The 24,488-nt window shown below is 47.7% G+C and carries 21 protein-coding genes, 1 tRNA gene and 2 pseudogenes; 10 read left to right on the top strand and 14 right to left on the bottom strand.

Annotated elements, in window-relative coordinates; genetic code table 11:
• Nucleotides 1-32 precede the first annotated feature (32 nt).
• From P0D43_RS03565 to P0D43_RS03555, 3 genes are read left to right on the top strand one after another with little or no spacing between them, the layout of a single operon-like run.
• Nucleotides 33-1,703 (top strand): GMC family oxidoreductase, encoded by a 1,671-nt coding sequence (locus tag P0D43_RS03565; RefSeq protein WP_159567881.1) that lies wholly within the window; start codon nucleotides 33-35, stop codon nucleotides 1,701-1,703.
• Entirely contained in the window at nucleotides 1,696-3,474 is a 1,779-nt protein-coding gene (locus tag P0D43_RS03560; protein WP_236550758.1) for an aldehyde dehydrogenase family protein, read from the top strand. Before P0D43_RS03565 ends, P0D43_RS03560 begins: the two co-directional genes overlap by 8 nt.
• Nucleotides 3,458-4,477: an AraC family transcriptional regulator gene (locus tag P0D43_RS03555; protein WP_394673249.1), complete on the top strand. Its 1,020-nt coding sequence runs from the start codon at nucleotides 3,458-3,460 to the stop codon at nucleotides 4,475-4,477. Before P0D43_RS03560 ends, P0D43_RS03555 begins: the two co-directional genes overlap by 17 nt.
• A gap of 75 nt (nucleotides 4,478-4,552) precedes the next feature.
• On the opposite strand, the gene P0D43_RS03550 is transcribed toward P0D43_RS03555, so the two are convergent.
• From P0D43_RS03550 to P0D43_RS03540, 3 genes are all read right to left on the bottom strand, one after another.
• Nucleotides 4,553-5,587, bottom strand: coding sequence for a hypothetical protein (locus P0D43_RS03550; RefSeq protein WP_159567879.1), 1,035 nt, complete (start codon nucleotides 5,585-5,587; stop codon nucleotides 4,553-4,555).
• 15 nt (nucleotides 5,588-5,602) lie between these two features.
• Complete coding sequence (locus tag P0D43_RS03545; protein WP_236550757.1) at nucleotides 5,603-7,090, bottom strand: OmpP1/FadL family transporter; 1,488 nt, start codon at nucleotides 7,088-7,090, stop codon at nucleotides 5,603-5,605.
• A gap of 137 nt (nucleotides 7,091-7,227) precedes the next feature.
• Complete coding sequence (locus P0D43_RS03540) at nucleotides 7,228-8,286, bottom strand: putative solute-binding protein (RefSeq protein ID WP_159567878.1); 1,059 nt, start codon at nucleotides 8,284-8,286, stop codon at nucleotides 7,228-7,230.
• Between the two features lie 133 nt (nucleotides 8,287-8,419).
• On the opposite strand from P0D43_RS03540, the gene P0D43_RS03535 reads away from it, so the two are divergent.
• The 4 genes from P0D43_RS03535 to tnpC all read left to right on the top strand — a co-directional run bounded on the left by P0D43_RS03535 (nucleotide 8,420) and on the right by tnpC (nucleotide 11,986).
• Nucleotides 8,420-9,412, top strand: a complete 993-nt coding sequence (locus P0D43_RS03535; RefSeq protein WP_159567877.1) for an AraC family transcriptional regulator — start codon at nucleotides 8,420-8,422, stop codon at nucleotides 9,410-9,412.
• 194 nt (nucleotides 9,413-9,606) lie between these two features.
• A complete protein-coding gene (locus P0D43_RS03530; protein WP_159572444.1) occupies nucleotides 9,607-9,969 on the top strand; it encodes a transposase in 363 nt (120 codons plus the stop codon).
• Between the two features lie 20 nt (nucleotides 9,970-9,989).
• Complete coding sequence (gene tnpB / locus P0D43_RS03525) at nucleotides 9,990-10,304, top strand: IS66 family insertion sequence element accessory protein TnpB (RefSeq protein ID WP_256366127.1); 315 nt, start codon at nucleotides 9,990-9,992, stop codon at nucleotides 10,302-10,304.
• A gap of 59 nt (nucleotides 10,305-10,363) precedes the next feature.
• Nucleotides 10,364-11,986: an IS66 family transposase gene (tnpC, locus tag P0D43_RS03520; RefSeq protein ID WP_201301507.1), complete on the top strand. Its 1,623-nt coding sequence runs from the start codon at nucleotides 10,364-10,366 to the stop codon at nucleotides 11,984-11,986.
• A gap of 539 nt (nucleotides 11,987-12,525) precedes the next feature.
• Here tnpC and P0D43_RS03515 read toward each other — a convergent pair.
• Nucleotides 12,526-14,004 (bottom strand): OmpP1/FadL family transporter, encoded by a 1,479-nt coding sequence (locus P0D43_RS03515; protein ID WP_236550829.1) that lies wholly within the window; start codon nucleotides 14,002-14,004, stop codon nucleotides 12,526-12,528.
• Between the two features lie 555 nt (nucleotides 14,005-14,559).
• On the opposite strand from P0D43_RS03515, the gene P0D43_RS03510 reads away from it, so the two are divergent.
• Both P0D43_RS03510 and P0D43_RS03505 read left to right on the top strand, forming a co-directional pair.
• Nucleotides 14,560-15,030 (top strand): TadE/TadG family type IV pilus assembly protein, encoded by a 471-nt coding sequence (locus tag P0D43_RS03510; RefSeq protein ID WP_159569491.1) that lies wholly within the window; start codon nucleotides 14,560-14,562, stop codon nucleotides 15,028-15,030.
• Nucleotides 15,023-16,651: a pilus assembly protein TadG-related protein gene (locus tag P0D43_RS03505; protein WP_159569489.1), complete on the top strand. Its 1,629-nt coding sequence runs from the start codon at nucleotides 15,023-15,025 to the stop codon at nucleotides 16,649-16,651. Before P0D43_RS03510 ends, P0D43_RS03505 begins: the two co-directional genes overlap by 8 nt.
• A gap of 265 nt (nucleotides 16,652-16,916) precedes the next feature.
• Here the strand turns inward: P0D43_RS03505 and P0D43_RS03500 are convergent.
• The 9 genes and pseudogenes from P0D43_RS03500 to P0D43_RS03460 all read right to left on the bottom strand — a co-directional run.
• Nucleotides 16,917-17,369: pseudogene (locus tag P0D43_RS03500) on the bottom strand (integrase core domain-containing protein); the annotation flags it as partial.
• A 126-nt stretch (nucleotides 17,370-17,495) separates the two neighbouring features.
• Nucleotides 17,496-17,945: pseudogene (locus P0D43_RS03495) on the bottom strand (cytochrome d ubiquinol oxidase subunit II); the annotation flags it as partial.
• Nucleotides 17,946-18,023: 78 nt separating this feature from the next.
• Nucleotides 18,024-18,188: an MbcA/ParS/Xre antitoxin family protein gene (locus tag P0D43_RS03490; RefSeq protein WP_371717161.1), complete on the bottom strand. Its 165-nt coding sequence runs from the start codon at nucleotides 18,186-18,188 to the stop codon at nucleotides 18,024-18,026.
• Nucleotides 18,189-18,282: 94 nt separating this feature from the next.
• A complete protein-coding gene (locus tag P0D43_RS03485; RefSeq protein WP_159569484.1) occupies nucleotides 18,283-18,855 on the bottom strand; it encodes a 3'-5' exonuclease in 573 nt (190 codons plus the stop codon).
• A 4-nt stretch (nucleotides 18,856-18,859) separates the two neighbouring features.
• Nucleotides 18,860-19,228 (bottom strand): hypothetical protein, encoded by a 369-nt coding sequence (locus P0D43_RS03480; protein ID WP_159569482.1) that lies wholly within the window; start codon nucleotides 19,226-19,228, stop codon nucleotides 18,860-18,862.
• 3 nt (nucleotides 19,229-19,231) lie between these two features.
• Complete coding sequence (locus P0D43_RS03475; RefSeq protein WP_394673248.1) at nucleotides 19,232-20,761, bottom strand: AAA family ATPase; 1,530 nt, start codon at nucleotides 20,759-20,761, stop codon at nucleotides 19,232-19,234.
• Complete coding sequence (locus tag P0D43_RS03470) at nucleotides 20,758-21,912, bottom strand: hypothetical protein (RefSeq protein WP_159569478.1); 1,155 nt, start codon at nucleotides 21,910-21,912, stop codon at nucleotides 20,758-20,760. The genes P0D43_RS03475 and P0D43_RS03470 overlap by 4 nt, the downstream gene beginning before the upstream one ends.
• Before the next feature lie 2 nt (nucleotides 21,913-21,914).
• Complete coding sequence (locus P0D43_RS03465) at nucleotides 21,915-23,396, bottom strand: Arm DNA-binding domain-containing protein (RefSeq protein ID WP_394673247.1); 1,482 nt, start codon at nucleotides 23,394-23,396, stop codon at nucleotides 21,915-21,917.
• 9 nt (nucleotides 23,397-23,405) lie between these two features.
• Nucleotides 23,406-23,612, bottom strand: coding sequence for a hypothetical protein (locus P0D43_RS03460; protein ID WP_159569741.1), 207 nt, complete (start codon nucleotides 23,610-23,612; stop codon nucleotides 23,406-23,408).
• 213 nt (nucleotides 23,613-23,825) lie between these two features.
• Here P0D43_RS03460 and P0D43_RS03455 point away from each other — a divergent pair, with 213 nt between their 5' ends.
• Nucleotides 23,826-24,068 (top strand): helix-turn-helix transcriptional regulator, encoded by a 243-nt coding sequence (locus P0D43_RS03455; protein ID WP_159569474.1) that lies wholly within the window; start codon nucleotides 23,826-23,828, stop codon nucleotides 24,066-24,068.
• Nucleotides 24,069-24,362: 294 nt separating this feature from the next.
• Here the strand turns inward: P0D43_RS03455 and P0D43_RS03450 are convergent.
• A tRNA-Arg gene (locus tag P0D43_RS03450) sits at nucleotides 24,363-24,438 on the bottom strand.
• Nucleotides 24,439-24,488 lie beyond the last annotated feature (50 nt).

Below are 24,488 nucleotides of genomic sequence, written 5' to 3'. Positions count from 1 at the left end.
AGAAGCAACTAATTCTTAGCTTGGAGATTATGATGGAATTCGATTTTGTAATCGTGGGTGGTGGATCATCTGGAGCAGCACTGGCAGCGCGCTTGAGCGAAGATGTGTCAGTAACTGTGTGTCTGCTTGAAGCTGGTGGTCGTGGAGAAAGTTCCTTGATTCGAACGCCTGCTGGAATGGTTGCGATGGTCCCCGGATATGGAAAACTGAATAACTGGGCTTTTAATACCGTCCCTCAACCCGGCTTGAATGGGCGTATCGGCTACCAACCCCGTGGCAAAACACTTGGTGGCTCTTCAGCAATTAATGCCATGCTGTACATCCGAGGTCAAAGACAAGACTATGATGGCTGGGCAAATTTGGGTTGTGATGGCTGGGACTGGGACAATGTATTGCCTTACTTTAAAGACGCCGAAAACAACGAACGAGGTACTGATCCGTTTCACGGAGCCAATGGACCACTTCATGTGTCGGATCAGAACAGCCCGAGACCGGTGACACGCGCGTTTATTGAAGCAGCAAAAGCCTGGGGACTACCAGAGCAGCAAGACTTCAATACCGGTGACAATGAAGGGACCGGGCTGTATCAGGTAACACAATTTCATGACATGAATAAGCACGGTGAGCGTTGCTCAGCGGCGGCCGCTTACCTTCATCCCATAATGGCCGAGCGTTTAAACCTAACGGTGCTTACAAACGCTCACGCCTGTCGCATTCTTTTGGAGAACCAGCGCGCAAAGGGCGTTTTTTATCGGCATAGTGGCAAGGAATTTCTGGTTAAAGCCCGTCGCGAGGTGATCATCTCTGCAGGCGCATTTGGCTCCCCCCAACTCTTGCAGTTATCGGGCGTGGGTAGATCACAAGACATCACGCCCTATGGCATTGGCATGGTGCACGAGTTAGCAGGTGTCGGGCAGAACATGCAGGATCACCTGGATTTCACACTGGCGTTCAAGTCACTCGATACTGACAACTTTGGATTGGGTTTGGCAGGCGCGCTGGGATTTTTCAAGCACCTCACTTTGTGGTGTCGAAATGGCACGGGTATGCTGTCCTCGCCTTTTGCGGAAGGAGCTGCATTTCTAAAATCATCGAAGTCAATTGATCGTGCAGATTTACAATTGCATTTTGTAATTTCTGTAGTTGAAGACCACGCGCGTAAACTACATGCAGGCTACGGCTTTTCTTGCCATGTGTGCGCGCTTCGTCCCTACTCTCGCGGGGAGGTTTTCTTGCAATCGGCCGATCCTTTAGATGATCCGGGGATTGATCCAAAGTTCCTATCGGATCACAGGGATCTTGAAACTTTGATCAATGGAGCAAAAATCACACGTGAAATTTTGATGCAAAAACCATTAGAGAACTACCGGCATGAAGAGCTTTTCGGCGTGCATGAAGGCATGAGTGATTCTCAGTGGGAATCAAAAATTCGCGCCAAAGCCGACACCATCTATCATCCTGTAGGAACCTGTAAAATGGGAACTGACTCAATGTCGGTTGTTGATGCACAGCTACGTGTGCATGGACTAGAGGGACTGAGAGTGGTAGACGCGAGCGTTATGCCCACCTTGGTTTCTGGCAATACGAATGCACCCTCAATCATGATCGCGGAAAAAGCGGCTGACATGATCCTTGGTAAGAAACGAATCGCAAAAACAAACGCAAGCCCCCGGATAAATGAGAAGGAGGTGAGCCATGTCTGACTCGTTAGACAATTTATCGATAGGGCAGATATCCGTTCAGAACTTAACCTCTGGGGAGAAAACTGCGTCTGAAGAGATTCAACGCTGTAACGACGCTTTGTTGGTTCTTGATGAGAACAAGCATGAGTGGGCTCGTACCGATTGCGCTGTTCGCATTCTCATTCTTCAAGAAATTAAGACTGCGCTTCTTCAACAATCTGAGGGCTGGGCTGGAATTGCAGCACGTCGTAAGCGTTTACCAGCAAGCTCTACATTGACAGGGGAAGAATGGTTTGCAGGTCCGTTGGCAGTAATGGCCACTTGCAATGGCCTTATTGAAACACTCTCCAAAATAGAGAACAGGGCATTTCTAGCGCAACTACCCTATCGCCGTGTCGCGAAAGGTCAACTTGCATTGAAAGTATTTCCGCATACCCTTTGGGACAAACTGCTTTTATCAGGTGTAAAGGCAGAGGTGTGGATGCAGCGCGGCGTAAATGAAGTTTCGATTAAAGCTGCTTCAGCCTACGATCTACCTGCCAGTGAAAGATCTGGAAAACTGGCCTTGGTGTTAGGAGCAGGCAATGTGGCAGCGATCAGTCCATTGGACTCACTCCACAAACTCTTCGTTGAAAACGAGGTCGTGTTGCTTAAACTCAACCCGATCAATGATTATCTTTTTGATTATTTACACGCTGCGTTCAAACCATTAATTGATCGCAATGCTCTTCGGATTGTGCGCGGCGGAAACCAACTGGGGGCGTATTTGGTCGAACATCCCTTGGTGGAGAGCATTCACATTACGGGCGCTGCCGCCACGCATGACCTGATCGTATGGGGTGAGGGGACGGAAGCAAACACCAACAGAAAAAACGGTAAACCACGTAATACCCGTCGTATTACTTCCGAGTTAGGTGCAGTCTGCCCGACCATTGTCGTGCCTGGTCTATGGACAAAAGCAGATATTCGCTTTCAGGCTGAGCAGATTGCAACACAAAAAATGCAGAATTCCGGCTACAACTGCGTAGCCATGCAAACGCTCATAGTGCCAGAGGGGTGGGAAGGAACAGAGGTACTACTTCGTGAGCTAAAGTCCATCATGACATCCCATGGTGGGCGTGAGCGATATTATCCTGGCAGTCAACAGCGCTGCGCTGATTTTCGAGCACATGGTGGCATAGAGTCTTTTGATCAATCTGGAAGGCTGACCTTTTTGGTGGCCGACTTTGATCAGGGCGAATCTGAATGGCTAGCCAACAATGAGGTGTTTGCTCCTGCCTTCACGATCAAATATTTGTCAGGTGAATGCCCAAAAGCCTACTTGGCCTCAGCCATTGATTTCGCGAATGAAAAATTAAACGGTACTTTGGGGGCAAACATCGTAATTCACCCTGCGACCATTAAAAAAATTGGGCGTGACAAATTCGAATCGCTTCTGGGCCAACTTCGCTATGGCACCATCGCGATTAATACGTGGACTGGATTAGCCTTTCTTCTCAACGCCTGCCCTTGGGGTGCCTTTCCCGGGGCCAGTTTGAAAGAACCAGGATCAGGCATTGGCACGGTGCACAACACCTGGATGCTCGAGCGTACTGAAAAAACGGTTGTTCAAGCCCCCTGGCGCCCTTTTCCGAGGAATTTATTGTCTTTGAATTTTAGTCTATTACCTCGACCGCCGTGGTTCATCACAAACCGTAAACAACACGCTCTTGGACGGTTGTTAACTTATTTTTATTACCGCCCTTCGATTTGGAAAATACCGGGAATTTTCATCAATGCGCTCAAAGGATAACTCCTACCCTACCCCAACTAATTTAGGAAACACAGTAATTCATTACATTCCACAGATCGCCGAGCAACTTAAAAATAAAGGGCTTGACGTATTCGGTTGGCTTGCAGGTGTTGGGCTTGATGTAACTTGCTTGACCAAACCCGGTTACAAAGTATCTATTTCAACCTATAGTGCATTGCTGAAACAGGCCATTGAGCTAACAGGAGACGGTGCACTAGGCTTAAGGTTGGGCTGTAACCTCCTGCCAAGCGCGCATGGTAATGTTGGTTTAGCTGCAGTGTCAGCGAATACGATACAACAATCTATGCAAGTTGTGGAGCGGTATGTACCGCTGCGAACATCCTTGTTAACCATACGATCAGAAACAGTAAATGATGAATTTCGGGTAGTGTTTGAGCCAATACTAGGCCTAGGAGATATTGGTAATGTCGTTGCTGAAATTGCATTGGGCACCGTCAAAAATGTGATTGATGCAACAGAGCCAAACAATAGTCCATGTAAAAAAATTTTATTTTCGATGTCTGAACCTGCTCATGCAGGCATAGCTCTTGAATTACTTGGTTGCGAAGTGCTTTACGGGCAATCGTGGACAGGCATTGCTCTCAATTATTCGGAAGTTTTGAGCCCTCTGATTCATCGCGATGCGCTAGTTATGTCCGAAGCGCTGTCGATTTGTCAGCGCGACTTGGAGCGCCTTGACGCCAATCAGTCGATTGCGAGCCGTCTTGAAAGGTTGTTGTTGGAAAGCAAACAAGGAGAGTTTCCCAATCAAAATATGTGTGCAAAGTTGTTGAATTTGACACCTCGCACATTTCACCGCAGGCTAAGGGAAGATAAAACCTCGTATCGAAATATTTTGAACAACGTTCGGTGCCGCCTTGCTCATGAGTACCTGAAGATGATGCATTTGGGTGTAAAAGAAACAGCCTATCTATTGGGTTATGGAGATATCGCAAATTTTAGGAGGGCGTTTACCCGCTGGTATGGTTTTCCACCATCCTAATTGTAAAATCTGAGACTACAAAACTGACATTACCAATAAACCTTACATCAAATAAGCTGCAGTATTTAAGAGCTTTCATTTAAGCAAATCGTCCAAATCGATACCTTGGACAGCAGGTTGTGATTCATCCCAGTAATCCCCAATCGAAGCAATCGGTGTACGTGTGCCGATGTTTGCTGACCAATATCGATCTGATAGATTGGTCATCGTAAGTGTTGATATATCTTCTACCAAGCGATATGGCTTGCTAGGTTTGAAATTTTGCGATCTAGCCCAACGCTTTGTCGCGTCCCTAAAGCGTTGTTCATCCCCCGCCGCCTGTGCCGATATTGCGTACATTACATGCGCCAATCGAACACCACTTCTCTCACCGATCAACATTGAACGGTTAAAGCTACCCCAAACGTCTTTACCTTCAGCCCCACCAGGCAAAATATTCCATACAACAGCTCTTGCTGCCAAGGGAACGCCCCACCACTTTGTATTAGAAACACATTTCAAGGCGCGCTCAGACAAAGGGGCAATATCAGTCGGCACGCCGACCATTTGCTGCGCCGCAATATCATTTATCACCGCCTGCAATCCAGCTACTGTTCCTAAAATGTAGGTAAGCTCATCATAGTCCCGCTCGAACTCAGGGCAGGTTTCGCCACCATATTGGAAATCATATTTTCTCTCTAGGTGGTTGCGCATAACTTTAAATGCTGAGAACTGTCGTCTAGCGGTAATCTCAAGGAGTCGCTTTTGTGCGATTCGCGCGTCTTGTGCATCTGAAATTTGATTAGCACGTGTGGCTCGCAGATATCGAAGCTCCTCATCTACAGAGCGCTTTTCAGAACACACTGCAGATGTGGTGTACAACAATGATTCTAATAATGCTGGATCGCCGTAAAACGCTCTCGTGGCACTTGAAATTAACGGGAAGTCACTTGTGGCAAACTCACAACCCATATCGACATCATTCAGCTCAAGAATAGGTGGCACAACTCGATCTTCCACGATACCAATAGCAAAGTTTGTGATTCCACCTTGAATACTAGAACAGCCTGTCAGTATTGCTGCGCTTCCAATGGCTAAGAGTTTGTTTTTCAGTTCTTGTATCCTAATCATCTTAATGATTGTCCTTTAGAATCGTTCTGTGACGCTTACACCAAAAAAGTCGATATCAAGTTTTGTTGTACCTTGAAAGTCACCCCCTCTAACCTCAGCAGGGTTGACCTGCCCATTCGCGCCAGTGGAACCAGGCTCTAGGTCTAGTTTCATATATGAGACATTCAGTGTGGTATCTCTTCGCAACTCGAATTGTGCTCCCAAGCCAAAGTATTGTCTGTCTGAGTCAGGTAAAAGCGTAATTCGAGTTTCATCATCAATTACGCTATTCTCAACTGCGTAGCCAGCTTTTAATGTGAGACGTTTGAAGGCCTTGTAATTCAACCCCAGCCTGTAACTGTTTGCGACTACAAAGTTTTGTTGAATGTCTTGCAATACACGTCCGTTCGACTCTCGTATAAATTCAAGCTTGGTCACCGAAAAGTCCTGACGTGTATAGCTGGCCATAAGATCAATTTTGGGGCTCGCATGATGGAAAACGCTGAAGCGAAGTTCGTCGGGCAAAGTGATATCTTGCTTGATTCGTTGCTCAGGAAGCAGGTCTCCCGCAGCTTGAGGTCCATTCACATTAAGGATAGGACCTGTCGCACCAATCAGTCCTCCGTTTAGGAATTCCCTAAATTCAGCTCCCTCAGCAGTTTCTTGTATCTTAAGTTTTCCGCGCATACCGGTGAAATTGGTCTTTGGGCGGTAAGAAATACCAACTCGCGTATTTTCGGTGGGCTCCCAAAGCACACCTGCCTGTGCGTTGAAGGCCCAGCCGAACATCCGCAGACTTAAATCTGCTTCTTCAGGAATCGGCGGCGCAAGCCCAAGCCCATTAAGCCCATCCAGCAATGTGGACCCATTGTCCAATAAACCGTCAACGGCATCCCGGTAATTCAGCTTTAGTTTGAGGGATTGAAAATATCTCTCATAGGAACCGTTGGCCCCAACTGATAGGCTTGGAGTGAGCTTATAACCAAACCCGACATTGGCCCGGCTAACTTTAAAGTCAATGTCACGGCCTTGATTGCGTCCTGGAAAGTTTTCATCGTAGCGAACAATTAGCGCATGAGAGGCCCCCCCGCCAAAGCCAACAACTAATTTTTCGGTAATTGGAATTGCCACGTACAGATTAGGCGCAAGTGCTGTCGAGTCATATCCTTTTTTCCTGTTGAATTCTTGTCCTACGCTACCGCTTGTGCCACTGTTCGTAGGAGATCCATCAGGCGTTTGGCCGGATATGTAAGACGTATTGATCCCCACAAACGCTGCGCCTAGTACGACTTCAGCTCTTTTAAGTCGAGTCAATGCCGCAGGGTTCGCAAATAGAACAGATGCGTCGCCCGCTTCGGCGGCCATCCCCGCATTTGCGCTTCCCATCGAACTGATGGAAGTAGCATCAAATGCGGTACCTCCTGCATAGGCTTTGTTACAGATTAAAAGATAAATTTGCATTGCCGCTAACGCACCGACAGTCAGCGGCTTCAAGGCTGCACTACACAGCATTCTATTGCTCATTTTGTATATGCCATTTGATGTAGCCGATTTGAATCTCGGAGATGTTCTAGAGCCGCTAAACTTTCGTGAGAAGTTAAAAGCCAAAAGATCTCGGCTATTTTTTAGCGGCTGGTCCGTGAAGGTCGGGAAATCAAAAATTAGAACGACTTGCTGTCAGGAGTGCATTCGGAATCCGCACGATTCACACTACATCGGATTTTTTTCATGATGACCAAGCCCTGCTTATCGTAGATACCTTGCTCTACGATTGACCCTCGACTTTCTCTCAACATGATCGTGTATTTAATCATGTTTTCAGGAGTAAGGTCACTCCATGTTTTCTCGGGAATTGTTTGCTCTGCCCGAACAATCAATTTCAAGGCACGCTCAAATTGCCCGAGCCAATACTTTCTCGACTCAAGTCCAAAGCCAGCAGGAAATTTGCTGGTGTTAATGACCATTTGATAACTTAATATAACAATTGGAAAGCGATTTATAGCCCCTTTGTTACCAATACCTCTATAGAGTTCTAGTGGCTTGTATGCAGCTGCAGGCGCTGCAATCATGTCAACGATACCGTTATTGAATTTGCTTGCAAAGTTTGTAATATCCGCGGAAACAGGCTGAGCTCCAATCCTTTGAATCATGACCGCCTGAGCCTTGTCGTAATCAAAAGCAGCGATCTTTTTTCCAGCAAGATCCTCGACTGTCTGGATTTTTCTGTCATTAAGTACCGGATAAGCTGTACCGAAGGGAATGATTCCAGCGATCTCGAATTTTCCATTGGTCGCAATTTTTGTGGAGTTGGGCGACGAGAATACTTGAATTGCACGACGTACAACTTCATAACTGGCATTCATGTCCACCTTGCCGTCTTTTACGATTGAGGATGCTCCTAGAGAATCAATTGCCGCCGTCGTAGAATTGAATTGGCGAGTGCGGAAACCTGTTGCAAATACTGCGTCACACTCACCAGCAATGAAGTCTTGGGTCGCAATTCGCTCGTCCGTGTAGGCATGAATTTTGACATTTCCACCCCACGCTTTGGACGCAACCTCGTAATCTTTAGCCATGGCAAAAATATCTCCTGCCGCTCCTAGAAGATCGTATACGCACAACTTTTGACTATCCTGTTGCGCGTTAACTGAAGCGCTGATTGAGCTCGCAAGCAAAATCATCCAAAATTTCTTGTCATTGATTTGAGTAATGAATTTCATCGAAGTTGTCTCCATATGATTTTTTTTAATATTTATTTTGATTATTACATTGGTAAAAACATATACTCTTGACTATAAGAGACTATTTTTTGACCTTTGGAGACAAATGCGACTTTTGCTTAGATCGACTGCCATGTTGGGATTTCTCGAGGTATTAAACAGCGGTGGTAGTGATGCTCGCGAAATTGCCTCGAAGTTTGGACTCAACTTGGACTTTGCGAATCAGGACAACGAGTTCATCTCGATGGATGACTTTGCCAAAATGCTCGAATACGCTGCTAGAGCAAAGAATCTTCCTTGCCTCGGATTGAACATGTCGCCGTATCACGATATAAGTATTCTAGGCCCGCTTTCGTTGGTAATCAGCAATTTGCCCACAGTACGTCAAGCGGTAGAGTACGCAGCGAAACATATTGACGTTATGAGTCCGGCAATTGCGATTGACAGCTTTCCAGAGCCCTCAATGACCCAAAGATCTTCATCAGGTACTTGGATAAGCATTTCGATTAATCTGGAAAAACCAACGCTTCACGCACAAACCCTAGACATTTGCCTGAGCAATCTTCATCGTTTTATAAAAATTCTAGCAGGTGAAAATTATCAATTGATCAAAGCAATATTGCCACATAGCCCAAGAAATCACCATGAAGTTTACAATCGATTCTTTGGTGCTCCTGTTGAGTTTGATCATGACAGAGCAGCATTACTCTTAAGTGATTCGACTCTGGAAACTCGGCTCGATAAGCCCAATATTGAGCTTAGTCACATCGTAGACCTACACATTCAAACCAATTTCCGAAGCCTCCGTGGAACTTATTCAGCGAGGACAGCCCAAGTAATCAAAAAAATACTTGGGAAAACAGTGTGCAACAAATCTGCCGTTGCTAACCTGTTGGCGATTCACCCAAGAACTTTGCAACGGCATTTGTCTGATGAAGGCACCTCTTTCGATCAAATAAAAACACAGATCATTTGTCAAGAAGCGCTCCGATATCTCACCGAGACGGAAATTCCTATGACTCACCTGTCCTCGATGGTAGGATTTTCCGAACAGGCCACTTTAGTCAGATTCTGCAAGCGTCACTTTGGGCGCTCTCCTCTAGCTCTTCGCAAAAATACTATTTGAGTAGGTAGGTTCAACTAAATTTACAAGAATCGTTAGTTATCCTAGAATAATAAGATGAATAGAGATGTCCTCACTTAGAGCAAACTTTCAAACCTCTGGATGTTGGTAGTACAGTAAGCCCCCAGCAAACCCATCTTGAAATGACTGGTTCTGAACGGCGACCATAGTGTCCACTCCATTTCTTGGTGGACACCATGAGTGCACTTCAAACTACCCCGAAACGTCCCGTTCGTGTGTATCGAGCACCTGAATTCAAATCGAAGTTGGTCAGGCTTGCGCTTGAACCTGGCGCCTCAGTTTCCGGCGTGGCCGTGGCGCACGGTGTGAACCCTAACCTGCTTCGTCGGTGGGTCAAAGAGTCTGGCGCTTTGATCACCCCGCCAGCTTTTGTTCCTGTTCGAATTGAATCCAGCGTCGTTCGTGACACTCACACGCCAGCGAGCAACAGCCAACGCGTCGAAGTCAACATCGCTCGCGGTGATCTCCACATTCAGTTTAAATTGGATTCATTGCAGATCACTGAACTTGGCCAAGTGCTTCGCGAGGTGTTGCGTTGATCCGTGTGGACGCAATCTGGATGAGCACCGCACCCTGCGACATGCGTTGTGGCATGGACACTTTGATGAATCAAATCATTGCCGTGTTTGGTGCTGCTCAGGCCCACCACGCTTATTTGTTTACAAACCGTGGTGCCAATCGAATGAAGGTCATTGTGCATGACGGCTTTGGAGTCTGGCTGTGCAGCCGCAGGCTGCACAAAGGTAGTTTTAATTGGGGCAAGAGTGCTGATTTAGGCTCATCGGTCACGCTGTCCACTGAACAATTCAACGCGCTGATTGTAGGGCTACCCTGGCAGCGTCTCGGCGAATATTCCAGCATCAAATATCTCTGAATTTCAATTGGCAAGATTGCCAATAGTTGGCGTGGATGGTGTGTGGCAATATCTGCGTCATGACCTCAAGCCCCACGCCAGAACAGATTGCCAAGATGGACGCAGACCAACTGCAGGCGATGCTACTGGGACAAATCAAAGCCAACTCGGTATTGCAGGTGGAGGCCCTTGAGCTTCGAGCTAGCAATATAAATCTTCAGGCTGTGAACGCCGAGCTTCAGGTGGTGGTGAAGTACAAAGACGCTGTCATCTCCAAGATCACCCTCGAACTGGCGCTTCACAAAAGGTTCCGGTTCAGCAAGAAGGCTGAATCCCTGACAGTTGAACAACGGCACTTGTTTGATGAAACAATCGACGGCGACACTGCTCAGATTGAGCAGGAAGAACTGGACAAGCTGCCCGAGCAAGACAAAGAAGTCGTTAGCAGAAACCTCAAGCCCAAGCGCAAAGCGCTGCCACCCGAGCTGCCCCGTACAGAAATTCGCCATGAACTTGATTCAACCCTGTGCAAATGTGGCTGCCAGTTAAAGCGGATTGGTGAAGATGTTTCTGAGAAGTTGAACCACCACCCTGGCACCTTCAGCGTAGAGCGCCACATCCGTGGCAAGTGGGTGTGTGATAGGTGCGAAACCCTGATTCAAGCCCCAGTGCCCGCGCATGTGATCGACAAGGGCATGGCCACCACCAACTTGTTGGCCCAAGTGCTGGTGAACAAGTTTGCAGACCACTTGCCGCTGTACAGGCAAGAACAAATGTTTGACCGCACTGGCTACAAACTATCGGCCAGCACCATGGGTTCCTGGGTAGGCCAGTGTGGCGCAGCTTTGCAGCCCTTAGTGAATGCATTGCGCACAGAAATCCTGAAACAAGGCGTGCTGCATGCGGATGAAACACCCATCACCATGCTGAACGGAGCGGCCAAGGATAAAAACAGCACCACCAAGAAAGCCTACTTGTGGGCCTATGCCACTACGCAACATGCTGACATCAAAGCAGTGGTGTTTGACTTTGCAGAAGGTCGAAGCGGTCAACATGCCAAGGCCTTTCTGGATGGCTGGAGTGGCACGCTGATTTGTGATGATTACCAAGGCTACAAAGCCCTGATCAAAGACAACCAAATTACGGAAGCAGGCTGCATGGCGCACGCGCGGCGCAAGTTCTTCGAACTGTTTGCTGCCAACAAGAGCCACATTGCCCAAGCCGCCCTGGAACAATTCAACGCCATTTATGCAGTTGAAGCACAGTTGCAAGACATGCCACCTGATGAGCGACGACATCGACGGCAAGCAGATATAAAACCGTTGATGGACAAACTTCGACAATGGTTGCTCGACCACAAGATCAAGGTGCCCGACGGGTCGGGCACGATGAAGGCCATTGATTACAGCTTGAAACGCTGGGATGCGCTCACCACATTCCTGGGTGATCCACACACGCCGATAGACAACAACTGGGTGGAGAACCAGATTCGCCCCATCGCAGTGGGTCGCAAGAACTGGCTATTTGCCGGAAGCCTGCGCTCAGGCCAACGCAATGCAGCGATCATGAGTCTTGTGCAATCGGCCAAACTCAATGGCCTGAACCCGCTGGAATATCTAAAGGATGTGATGGACCGCCTGCCCACGCAGCCGTACAGCAGGATCAATGAATTGCTGCCGCACAACTGGAAACCAGCGAACTAATCAAGACGGGTTTGCTGGGGGCTTACGTAGTACAAGAGGATGTCCAGCTCGTCATGAACATGATCACTAAATTCTGAAATAACACCCACCGTATTTTTTCAGTTTTAGTTGAAAAGCCGATTGCGGCGAAACGTGGTTGTGTAGCGACTCCTATACAACCTATCACTTGTAACTAGCAGGCATGGTACCCAAAGACCCTGCTGTGTGTTCCCTCGGGCCACAAGTATGTTTGTGTTGCCCCGTGCCCAAACCCGTTTGCTGCGACGAATCACCAGTCTGCGCAACAAGGAGAAAACACCTTATGGAGGGCTTCGCGCCGGTTGGTGCCTAACTACGGAGCCAAAACCGAAAGATCCATTTTGAGCTTCAGGGCTCGCAAGTGTCGTATGCATACTGCGTAGTTTTGCGGGATCAACTCGCGACACGACTGCCGCGTATCCATGAATGGGGAATCCCGGTACAACCCGTAAATTGCATACATACCTTTATGTCCCAATTTATACATATCTAAACTGTTCAGTTGTGCTGGACCACATCTCTTAAAATCTTTGGGTAAAGCCTAGCGAAAAGAATTCGGCATCCAGGTCAGCGATGCCTTTGAATTCCCCGCCAGACACTTCAATAGGAGTGACCTGAGTATTATTTCCTACCTGACCTGCGTCCACATCAATGATACCGAAAGCCAGAGTGACCGTAGTATCTCTGCTTGGTGTAAAGCTTGCCCCAAGTCCGTAAAAGCGACGGTCGTTATCAGGTAATATAGGAACGCGTAGATCGTCGCCGACCACACCATTTTCCATACCATAGCCAGCGTGCAATGTTAGTCGCTTGTAAGGTTTGTAATTCAGACCGATTCTATACGCTTGAGCTACTTTGAAATCTTGAGGTAAGTCTTCAATGACACGGCCATTACTCACACGCTCATAGCGTAAAAATGTCTCGGTATAATCTTGATATGTGTAAGTGGCCATTAAGTCGAGTTTCGGGCTGTAATGGTGAAACAGGGAAATACGGAACTCATCTGGAAAAATTGTGCGTTGTCTAGCTTGCTGCTGTGGTTCTAGATCTCCAGCCGCTTGCGGGCCGTTCACCCCAAGCAGCGGACCACCAATCGCAATCAAACCGCCATTTAGAAACTCGCGGAAGGCCGCCGTATCTGCATTTTCATTGATGGTCAGTTCCCCTTGATTGCCATTGAAGCGTGTCTTTGGTCGATAGGAGGCACCAATTCGTGTGCGATCCGTTGGCTCCCACAGCAGACCAGCTTGGGCATTTAAGGCCCAACCCAAGATCCTCAACTTCGCGTCCGTTTCGCCTGGGATAGGGGGCGCTAGCCCTGACGCGTTTAAAGTATCGAGAAGTGCGGTCGTTCCAGGAGGTCCCAACTTGCTTACTGCATCTCGGTAATTCAAACGAATTTTGATTGATTGAAAATAACGTTCATAAGAGCCGTTGGCACCAATCGACAGAGTCGGGGTTAGCTTATAGCCGAAGCCCAAGTTCAAGCGTGTTATCTTCAGGTCGCTTTCGCGACCTGCACCTCGACCAGGAAAATCTTCCCGATAACGGGTTAAGAGGCCATGTGAGCCCGATGCACTGAAACCCACTACCAGCTTGGGGCTGACCGGAATGGCCACGAACAATCCAGGAATAAACAATGCAGAGTCAGTGCCATCTTTTCTGGAAAAAAACTCGCCGGCTGAGCCCTCACGCCCGTTATCCGTGGGCGGACCGTCATTGTTTTGTCTGGAGGTGTAGTCGTTATCAAAAGTGGCGATACTCGCCACATTCAAAACTTCAATGCGCTTGAAACGTGTCAGCGCAGCCGGGTTAAAAAAGATCACAGAGGCATCTGAAGCCTCCGCCGCCTGGCCTGCACCCGCAGTGGCGATCCCCATCGCACTTTGGTTGTCGTTGGCTGTACCACCCGCAAAAGTTTGATGGCTAAGTGAAAACGCCATTACTGAAAACGCGACTGCACACGCTCTCCGAAGGGAGCTTTGCTGAAAAAACACCATTGGTCTGTCTCCTCGCTCCGACTGTGCAGGGTCGCTGTGCGCCCGACTTTGATTGTCGTGAGTTTTACTGGTTGTTTTTAGAAATTTTACTTACTTTCCAACGAAACAATACGTGAGAAAAGAAGCTATGTTTACAACAATTAACATTGATAGTACTGAAAATGTAAACCGAATTCAACCAATCGTTCAATTGATTTTTGTCAAGCTGCTAAGGAGGTTAACTTCGTCTGTGGTCGACAACACACGTCTGGTGGTAAAAGTTAAGCTCAATATCTGTCAGAGACAAAACTTGGGCCCAATTCAGTATTTGTACTTTTTCAATCCTCAACTAAGCAGTAATTTGTAAGTAAAAAGCACATAAACTACTAGTATTGAGAGCACTGCTCAATTGTGTGATTGGGTCTCGATCTTGGGTCGCTATAAGATCTATGTTTCTGAAACATTACTGGAATATTTTTCTTTTACACAAATAAGGGGGTAAAATTTACTCTATTTTTCCTATTGTTTTCAGTGTTGAATGGCAAAGTGATTAGGTAATGTTTTGGTTAACACTTTTTGACTAACCCATTCGACAAAGACAATCCCATCATGAAAACCCTGTCCAAATTACGTCAGCGAGGCGCGCTCATGATTGAGCTTGTGCTGACACTGCCCATTTTGCTGGCTGTGATTTTCGCGATTGTCGAGTATTCGGTGTTGTTGGGAGCCATGCTGATCATGAACAACACCACCAGTGAAGCGGCGCGACAAGCCACGGTGTACCGCAGCGGGTTTGCAGTTGGTGATTATGAAAGCTTTGCGCAAGACGCTCTGGAAGACTTGTTACCAACTTACGTCGGCTCATTTCGGGAAAGCGTGGTGCCCTCGGTAAATTCCTTTGCTTGCGGCGATTCAACCTGCCTGCGGGTACGTCTTGATTATCCCAACTACAGCAGTAACCCCCTGGTCGGAAACTCCTTCTTCATTCCTTTGCCTGAGAATTTGTCAGCAGAGTCCACTACACGTGTGGAGCCGAACGATGGTTAAGCTAAATTCACAGCAATCACAACGCGGCGCCTATTCAATTCTGACGGTGTTTGTCCTCACCATGAGTCTTGGAGCCATGGGTGTTTTGGCGGTGGGGCACATAGCTTGGGAAAAAACCCGCTTGCAAGGTGTTGCTGATCTGGTTGCCTTGACTGCTGCCCGTCAAATGTCCAATGGCCCCGAGTTTGCCGAGGCGCAGGCCATTGCCCTGGCCAACGGTGTGAGCGAAGACGACGATTTGACCATTGAGTGCATTATTGACGATGCACCCACCAATGATTGCGACAACTCCATTACCAGCAGGGTCACTATTGTTCGACCGGTCAATGGTTTGCTGGTTTTTTTGCCAAATCGTGAAGTCACAGTGCTGGCTGAGGCCACAGTGGCGCCAACTGTGGTGGGATCTGTATCAAGTGGCTTGCTCAGCCTAGACACCAATCAATCTGCTCTGTTGAATGGCTTGCTGACCGCACTGGGTGGCGGTGCAATCAATTTGAATGTGGCCCAGTGGGGCAGTTTGCTGGGCAGCGACATTCGCGTGGACTTACTGGATTTGGCAATTGGCCTAGACGCTCTTAGTGTTAATGAGTTGTTGTCGCTAGAGATTTCGGCTTTGGGTTTGCTGCAAGAGGCCTTGTTGCTGGGCAACGCGGAGGAAGCCGACAAAATGGAAGTCCGAGGCGTTCTGAGTGCCTTGAGTGGACCTTTGAACAATGTCAATGTGTCTGTGGGCGATATCTTGGCTCTCGATTTATCGGGCCGAACCAACACTACATTGGACGTTAACCTGGGTCAGTTGGCGCAAGTCACTTTGCTTAACGCAGTTGAAGGCGTAGGTTATGTGCTGCCCATTTCATCGGGATTACTGAATCTGGATGTAGGAGTGAATATTCTGGAAGCCCCACAGATATTTGTCGGCCGGAAAATGCCTTACAAAGACCCAATCGCCACTGGCCGAACAGCGCAGGTGGCGTTGGATGTGCGTGTTCGCCAGCTTTTGAATCTTAACTTGCCACTGATTAATTTGAGTGCGCTTGATTTGGGGCTTCAACTGCGTGTGGCAGGTGGCCTGGCCGAGGTAAATGAACTGACATGCAGGTATCCCCGTTCAACCAACAATATGGTGATGACAGTGGTCCCTGCCTTGACCGAAGTTTGTATTTCTGACAGTGCCAGTAACTTGAACACCACCGTGGGGTCGCTGGAATGTGGCGCGCCCGCAAATATTCTAAATGTGAATCTTCTGGGTTTGGTGAATGCCGGTGTTACCTTGGCTGCGGAAATCAGCTTACGCTCTGATCCCGTTCAATACAGTTTCGATGGCGTTGCGCCCTTTAGTGAAATCATCGATTTAAGCGTGGGTGAAACGCTGAGCAATTTGTTGCAGAATATCGAGTTAAACTTAGGTATTGATCTGCCACTGTTAGGGCCTTTAATCACCGGTACTGTCAACGGATTAGTGGATGTGTTGCTCAAAGCGCTTGATCCCGTGTTAAGCCCGATCCTCGGACTGGTAGGCAATATTCTCGATGGTTTGTTACAGGTACTGGGTGTCGATTTAAATACGGTAACTGTGAATGTGGATTCCATGGACTGTCAAAGCGTGGTCTTGACCCGTTAATTGATGGTTTGATCTACTGGTGAACCACCCGAGGTTTTTAAAGTGTCAATCAGCACTCGATACTTTCCACCGCTGAGAGTCCAATATTTTCCCCTTTGTCAGTTCGCTTAGAACGACCTTTGCGCGACTTGAATCGGTGGGAGTCGTTGTCTGTTTCACTTAGTTCACCTGTTCCATCTGATTTCTAATGATCCGACTTTTCTTCGGATTGAATTCAGAAAAATTGTCGAGGAGTGATGTTCCTAGTGACCTGCCCTGGAATTTCCTACCACTGAGAACTTAACTTTCTGGTCTCGGTTGGTAAATCGCTTTTCAATCCTGCCACGAATTCATTCGAAGTCAGGTAGTTCAAACTGGAGTGCGGTCTGACTGCATTGCAATGCTGTCTCCAGTCTTCAATAATTACCCGTGCTTCAAGTCGATTTCGAAACCACTCCATCGACAGGCATTCATTCCTGAATTCACCGTTGAAGCTTTCGTTGGTACCGTTTTGCCATGGTTTGCCCGGATCAATTAACACGCTTTCAAGTTTCTCTTGCACAGCCCATTCCAAGAGCTTGGTAGCCACGAATTCCAGACCGTTGTCACTCCTGAGGTACTTGGGTGCTCCTCGCACACTGATCAGCCTACTAAGCACATCAATGACTCGTTTCGAACGAATGCTGCCAGCCACATCGATTGCCAAACATTCCTGAGTGTATTCATCCACAACGGTTACGCCGTGGCGTTTGGCCACTTCCACTACGGTGTCTTTATCAGTTTCTCTCTGGATTCGAACAATCTGTTCATCGCTGAATCGGGCTCGTTTCATTTCGTCTCTCACTGCGTTGAGAGACAATTGTAGTTAAGTAACGTTGGATCGAAAAATCCGGGGCAGGTCAACACCCCAGAAGATCACCACCAATGAATCATGGTGACTTGCGGCTTGCCATACATCGATTTTGTCCAATACCAGGTGGGGAAAAAGGCTGTAGGCCAGGCCATGGAACGACAGGAAGAACACACCGACCGCGCATGCAAACGGCACCCATGCACCGTACTCATTGCCCGAACTCAACCGGCTTGGCAGGCGACGCAATGTGCGATCCGCGATAAAGAACAAGCCAAGGGTTGCCAATGGAATAGGCATCAATAAAAAGAAGTAATTGACGGCAAACCACTTTTCGAAAATACGGGTGCTGATGAAAGGTGTTACCAGTGAAATGGCTGCAATACCCACGCCAGCCAACCACAAACTTCTGCGCGCCCAGGTAATTAGATGTACACCAATACAGTCTGCTTTGATCTCACTTAGACGCCACGCCGCTGAGTTCGAATCATCCTTGGATTAAGTTAGGACGATTAATAAATCACTGAATGCGAATAATTAAATCTAGGAACAAAGCCCATGATCTATTTGGTTTAGAAGTTCCTTGACTCGCTCACATCCTTCAGCAGTTTCCATGACCTCAAAGGCGCTTTTATCGCCAAAAGCCTTTTTCGGTTTATGCATCCAAGACCTCACTTTTCTGGTATCTCCAAACACCACGAGCGCCATGCGCAGAGCTGAGAATTGATAACTTTTCATGGAGTATCCGGCGAAATTTCCAAACGGAAATCTTGGTTAAAGATAGGCATCCGCTTGGTGGCCATTACAAAACCACCCTTAGCAACTTCGAAATATTGATCGCGTCATCCAGTGCCCGGTGATGCGCTCCCGTGTGCTCAATCCCAGCAATTTGAAGTGCACCCATCATTCCTACCCGTTTAATCTTTCGCTTCTTGGCAAAGATCTTTTTCAGGTTCGCATGCGGAAGATGAGCCACGGGATTTTCCACACCGTGGCGAGCCGAGTCATGCTCAAACTGGCTTCGATCGTAATTGCCCCAGCTCGTCCAAATGCTGTTCTCCTCAAGATACTTGACAGCGAATTCTTGAAGTAGAGGAGCCACTTGATCGAAGGTTGGTGCCCCATCCACTTCGTCCTGCGTGATGGTAGTGAGCTCGGTACAGAAGGGTGTCAGAATTCTATTGACCACAGGGCGTACGAAGCTTTGAAACGTGTCGAGAATCTCCCCTTCAGGATTTACCCAACATGCACCAATCTCAATAATTTCCATATTCGAGCCAGTGATGCATTCATCGTTTGAACACGTTGCCTCTAAATCAATCACCAAAACATTGGCTCTGGGAATCGATGTGATTTCTTCTTGTTGTGTGTCCATCTTTTCAATTCCACTTTAATTTGTAGGTTTCCCACTCGGTCACAAACTGATCAAAGCCGATGGCTCTAATTGAATAGTTTGGGTTCTCAAATCTGTCTTGCCATTGAGCCAACATACTGGCCATGATCGGATTGAGCATCTCATCCTTAAGCCTGCATCGGTACACTGATCCTGAGTATCCATGAAAGTCCACAAACCCCTGTTCGAGGGTGAAATCAATAATCCCGGAATTCAATCGCCACCGGTCAAAGACATCGTCATCAACGGTAGACGACAACAAGCGGTAGGTCACTTCATGATCATTGATCACCTTAAGCACGGACCAATAGTCCACGTGACGAATGCCATCTTCACAGTATTTAATCAGTGTCATGGCTTACACCTCCACAAACCCGAAATGGGCTTTGGTCTTGCAACCCAGGTCCTGCAAACAAATCCGTACCGTCAATTCGTCGATAACCTGCTCACCGTGCAATGAAGAGGAGACCCCCTCATTGGCCTGCTGTGTAGCGTGTTCACCTTCAATGCCATTTGACGCCTTGGCGCTGCTTGGTACCATTTGATTCATTACGGTATCAACGTGTTGCCTAACTACTTTGTCCAGCAGGCTCTGTAAGTTACGCAGATCAACATCCTGGCTAGCCATCAAACTGATTGCGGCTGGCGAAAATCGGATGTTCATATAAGACTTTCTCAGCATATTGCTGATAATCACCTCTCGCTGATTTCGGTTGGGGTAACTGATCTCGAATGTGTCAAAGCGCGATCTGACCGGATCCGAAATCAAGCTTGCATCGTTGCTTGTGGCCACGTAGATGATCCGTGACGCATCAAATTGAAGGTTGCCAAATTCATCGTGAAATTCCTGAGATGTTTGCGGCTCAAGCAAGGCCAGCAACGCGCCCTCAACTGGGAATTGAGAGTTCCTGTCGGCCTTATCAATTTCATCGAGCAAGATCAAAGGCGATGCGGTTTCACTTCTGGCCACTGATGAAAAAATCAGGCCTGCTTGCCCATTACCCCATTTGTTACTGATACCCGTTAACACTCCCCCCATGGATGTGGAGGCGATGTTCACATAGTCATAGCGGGTATTAAGTGCCTCAGCCAATGCCTTGGCAAAAGCACTTTTGCCCGTTCCCTTGGGACCATTAAGATTAAGGGGTTTGAGCCGCTGTTTATTCTCTTGTTTCAAGGGCCATACGCGCAACTGTCCAATCACGTGATCAACCACATGCGCGAAATTTGGAAATTGCTCACGAAGCAACTTCAACCTTTCCTCAAGCTCGATGCTTTGCTTGATAATTTTTCTGAATCCGTTGAATTTGGCCATGTGGACAAACATGCGCCATGCCCGCGCTATACGATCGCTGTCCTCACCAATTTCTTCAACAAAGTTCATGACTGATTTCGCAGTGAACAATCGAACCGTTCCCTCATGCATCGCACTGTATTCATCGATATCGCTCATGCAGCTTTCGACGTGTGAAAGGAAAGTTTTGGAATCACTGGGGGCTTTCAAATCCTCAGCATTGCTCAGGACCTTCAGCACATGAACTTCTTCATCGATTTGATCTTTAAAGGCACGATGGTCACTATTCTCCGAATTTGCTAGCCACTTCTTTCTCAAATACTCAAACTCTTCAGAGTCCACGAAGTCCCAAAGATCTTGTTGAAAATCTGGGCTTGAAAGTTGTGTTACAAACCGATCACGCTCCAGCATGCGCAGCTTGTCCAACGTTTCTTCTTTCCGTTTACGGGGGACAAGAATATTGGCTGCACCCACATACACATACTCATTCCAGATCGGATCTGTATCTGATTCGCGGAAAATTTGTGATCTCATTGTTTCGCTCAACATACGAGCACCCCTGTCTGTACCATCTCTAAAACGTCTATTACTCATGCTGCTTCTCCCTGAGCAAATTGGTGGGCAAGCAAGACACTGGTCTCGCCTTTGTCGAAAGCCCGCGCGCTGGCGCAATCGGCTTCATGCAATACAAAACTTTCTGGTGTTTTGCGTTTTCGAGCCCCAGATTGATCGTGCTGTTTTTTGACAGCACAGATGGCATGCTCCAGTTGTAGTTCACGATCGGTTGGATAACATCCAGATACAACGCAGGCCACCGCAATCCACTTGAGCATGGTTTGTTCATGCCCCAAGAGTTCACAATTCAAGTTGGTTGAATACACATGGGGAGCCAAGCGGTAGTACTCATCGACCTTGGCCGCATCGTGCAACAGAGCGGCCAGAAGAGTAAGACTCAAATCGAATGGTGGCTTGCTAGATGCACGTTCCTCTGGCGTTGTGGCTAAGGCCTTGAGCAGGACATTTGCAACAGTCTCTGCGGTGTGCAACAGCAACCCATGCTCTTGGTTGTGGTGGCTGCGTGTGGAAGCTGCATATTTCAGGAATTTGTTGAAGCGCTTGCCCTGCCCCATGATTTCCAGATACAGCGCGCGGTCTTCGGGGTTAAGAAATCGAAACACCTCGCTGAGAAATCCACACAGGCTTGAAGTGTCGATTACCTCATCGCCACCAGATTGCTGCAAGGTGGCCGGAAGCACTGCCTGGGCGTAGTCAAATGGATTGCAATCCAAGCCACTGTGCGATGGGATCATTGTGGTGACCCAGTAGTAATCGCCGACTTTCATTGCACAATCCAACACGCGTGTGTCAATCTCAAGCGAACTGTAATCGCTAAGTGTGTCAGCGCCCCGGTGTGCCAGATTGACAAACAACATGCCTTTGTAGCTTTTGCGCAGTGAGCAATACACAGGCAATGCCACTTTGGCGTAATTCACACCATCTTCATAAGTGTTCTCTGCGATAAAGCCACGTTTGGACACACTGATATCTGATCCATACTTGGCAAACTGCGGCTCATTCAACCCTTCCAATGCACCTTTAAATGGCGAACCCTGATTGCGACGGATATAAATGCTTTCGGGCATGGCCACATCGCGCATTCGGGACCCAAGGGCGTCATGTGCTTTGTAGATTCGGGCCTGGGTGCTGCGGCTATCAAAACTGGGTACAAGTCTATGGATTTTCATTGTTATTCTCCTTGTGGGTTATTACTTTGGTAGCTTTCAAACATCTGCAGCCAGGGGTTTTGAATGGCAGTTTTGGAAGCTGGGTTTACATCGACTGCGGGTGTAATGACGGGTGTGACGGCGGGCGTAACTTCAGGAGCCGGGACATTTGAGGCCTTATCCGCCTGTGCTTTCGCCGACACGGCTGTCTTCGGCACCGCCGCCGCAGGCGAATGAACCACAGGTGCAACTACAGGAGGAGCCGCACCTGGCCCCAAGTTCGCAGCCAACATCCGCTCAAACGCTGAGCCATCACGACGGGTCAAATTGGGTACGTAACGTGAGTACACCTTGAACAGCATTTCTGTGGACGAATGTCCCATCTGAAATGCAATCCATTCTGGTGATTCACCTGCGGCCAGCATCAACGTGGCGAAGGTGTGCCGGGTTTGGTACGGCGTACGAAGTTTTAACCCCAGTGAGGGCAGCATGGGATACCACACCCGGTTACTCATATTGCTGTTGGTTAGCGGCCCACCGTTGCCGTTGGCAAATACATAGGGCGACTTTTTGCCAGTGACTTCCCATTGGGTTCTGAGAGCCTCATACACCTGTGGTGCCATCTGGATATCTCGGTTGGAATCGGCCGTTTTTGGCGTTTCCTCATAGTCATCCACAATGGTTTCGCGAATGGTGATCAGTCGCTTTTCAAAATCGATGTACTTCCACTTCAGCCCATGAATTTCTCCCGGGCGCATGCCCGTGAAAAACTTCACCGTGAAGTAATCCCGAAAATCTTCGCGGCAGAACTTTATGATCATCTCCACCTCTTCAATGGTGAAGGGCGTGACATCCGTCTTTTTGATCCGCATCCGTTTGATATTCTGGTACGGAGTGGTAAAGTTGAATCGATCAGCGGCTTCATCTAAGACCTGTTTCACAGACGTCATCACATGATTGATCCGTGAAGCTGACATTGTTGTTCCTGGTTTTTTGCCCGGGGCTTTGGCGAGAACTGAGCGAAATTCCAGAAGGTCCTGTTTGGTGATACTGCTGATCACCCTCTTTCCAAACTGTGGGATCAACCACTTTTCCAAGATGTCGCGCTTGGTGCGAATGTTCGAGCGCTTCCAAAGCGACTCATTTTCTTCAATGAATTTCTGAGCAAATTCAGTGAAGGTGGGATGACCCGCTGAAGAAATATTCTCAATCGCTTGGCGCAACGATTGGTTGGCCATTGGAACGGAAACCATTGGCGAGGCGGGTTGATATTGTTGAGTTTCGAGGGCTTCGATTTTCCTCAGTAATTTACTTTCAGGAAAATAACGTCGATATTCAAAAGTGCCAAACTTGATTTCAAGCTCAATACTTTTTAATAAAGCTTCAAGTCTCTTGCGGTTTTTTGGTTCGTCTTTGAACTGCGTTTGTTCCCGACAGCGCATGCCGCGATAATAGAAATCAATCTGAAGATTGCCCGTCTCTTTTCTTGCGCGAATAATTCCCATGACGCCTCCTTACATCCTTGGCGAACTGTTATTCAGTTGGGCAAATCGAATCATGTCGGATTGAATGACCTCCCAAATGAAAAGAATTTTTCGGCCATTAAACGGACGAATGTAATGACGCCCCTCAAGCAACACAGAATCTTTCAGACGATCGCGAATGGTTCGAACGTCATATTTAATTCTTGCGGAAAGTTCTTCAGTGGTTAGATAAGTCACCTCGGAATTTTTCGCAGTGTCACTTGCAGTAGGTACCTGCACTGCTGGAGCATGTTTGGTCTTACCAAAAGTTTTGACAGCAAAGTTTGTGTTCATGGGCAATTCCTCTTTTGAGTTTCAAATGTCACGTATTAATTACATACGTTGATTTAAATTTACACCACAACTCAACGAATGTCAATTAAAATTGACCTTCATAAGGAGATATTTTCAATGATCAGGTTTTATTTACAGGAACGAATGGCAGAAAAGCAATTCAAAGAGGGCAAGAGAGTGACTCTCAAGGAGGTTTCAGAGGCAACTTCTATAAACAGAGCAACGCTATCCAAAATGCTGCACCATCGTGGATACAACACAGTGACGGACAACCTGGATCGCTTATGCAAATACTTCAACTGCCGCTTAGATGAAATCGCGGAATTTGTGACGGATGAAATTGAATCGACGAATCAATAATCGCTGAATTTGCCGACAATCTTTTTGAATTGAATGAAGCTGATTTAACTCAATTAGCATCTGACAATTTGGCAACACGAGATAAAGAAATCTCGTCAGATGCATTTGAGAAAGCTGAGCTTGTGACCAAAGCGTGACCAGTTTGCAAGCCGATACTCCTCGCAAAGCTTGTGACCATAATTTTGGTCACAATGTAGTCACAACATGGTCACAAAATTTTTGGGCCCGTTGGAATTTCAATTGACTCAAATTCGCAAGAACCCCGGCTGGAGACGCTTTTGAAGGAAAATGAAGTGGCGCGGCTGGCGGGGATCGAACCCACGACCCTTGGCTTCGGAGGCCAATACTCTATCCACTGAGCTACAGCCGCGCGAGAAGGCGTTAGTGTACACCAGCGCTGGGATCTAGGATACTGGCGGT

It is taken from the genome of Limnobacter sp. (genome assembly GCF_043511195.1).
Lineage (GTDB): Bacteria > Pseudomonadota > Gammaproteobacteria > Burkholderiales > Burkholderiaceae_B > Limnobacter.
This window is presented reverse-complemented; position numbering and strand designations above follow the sequence as displayed.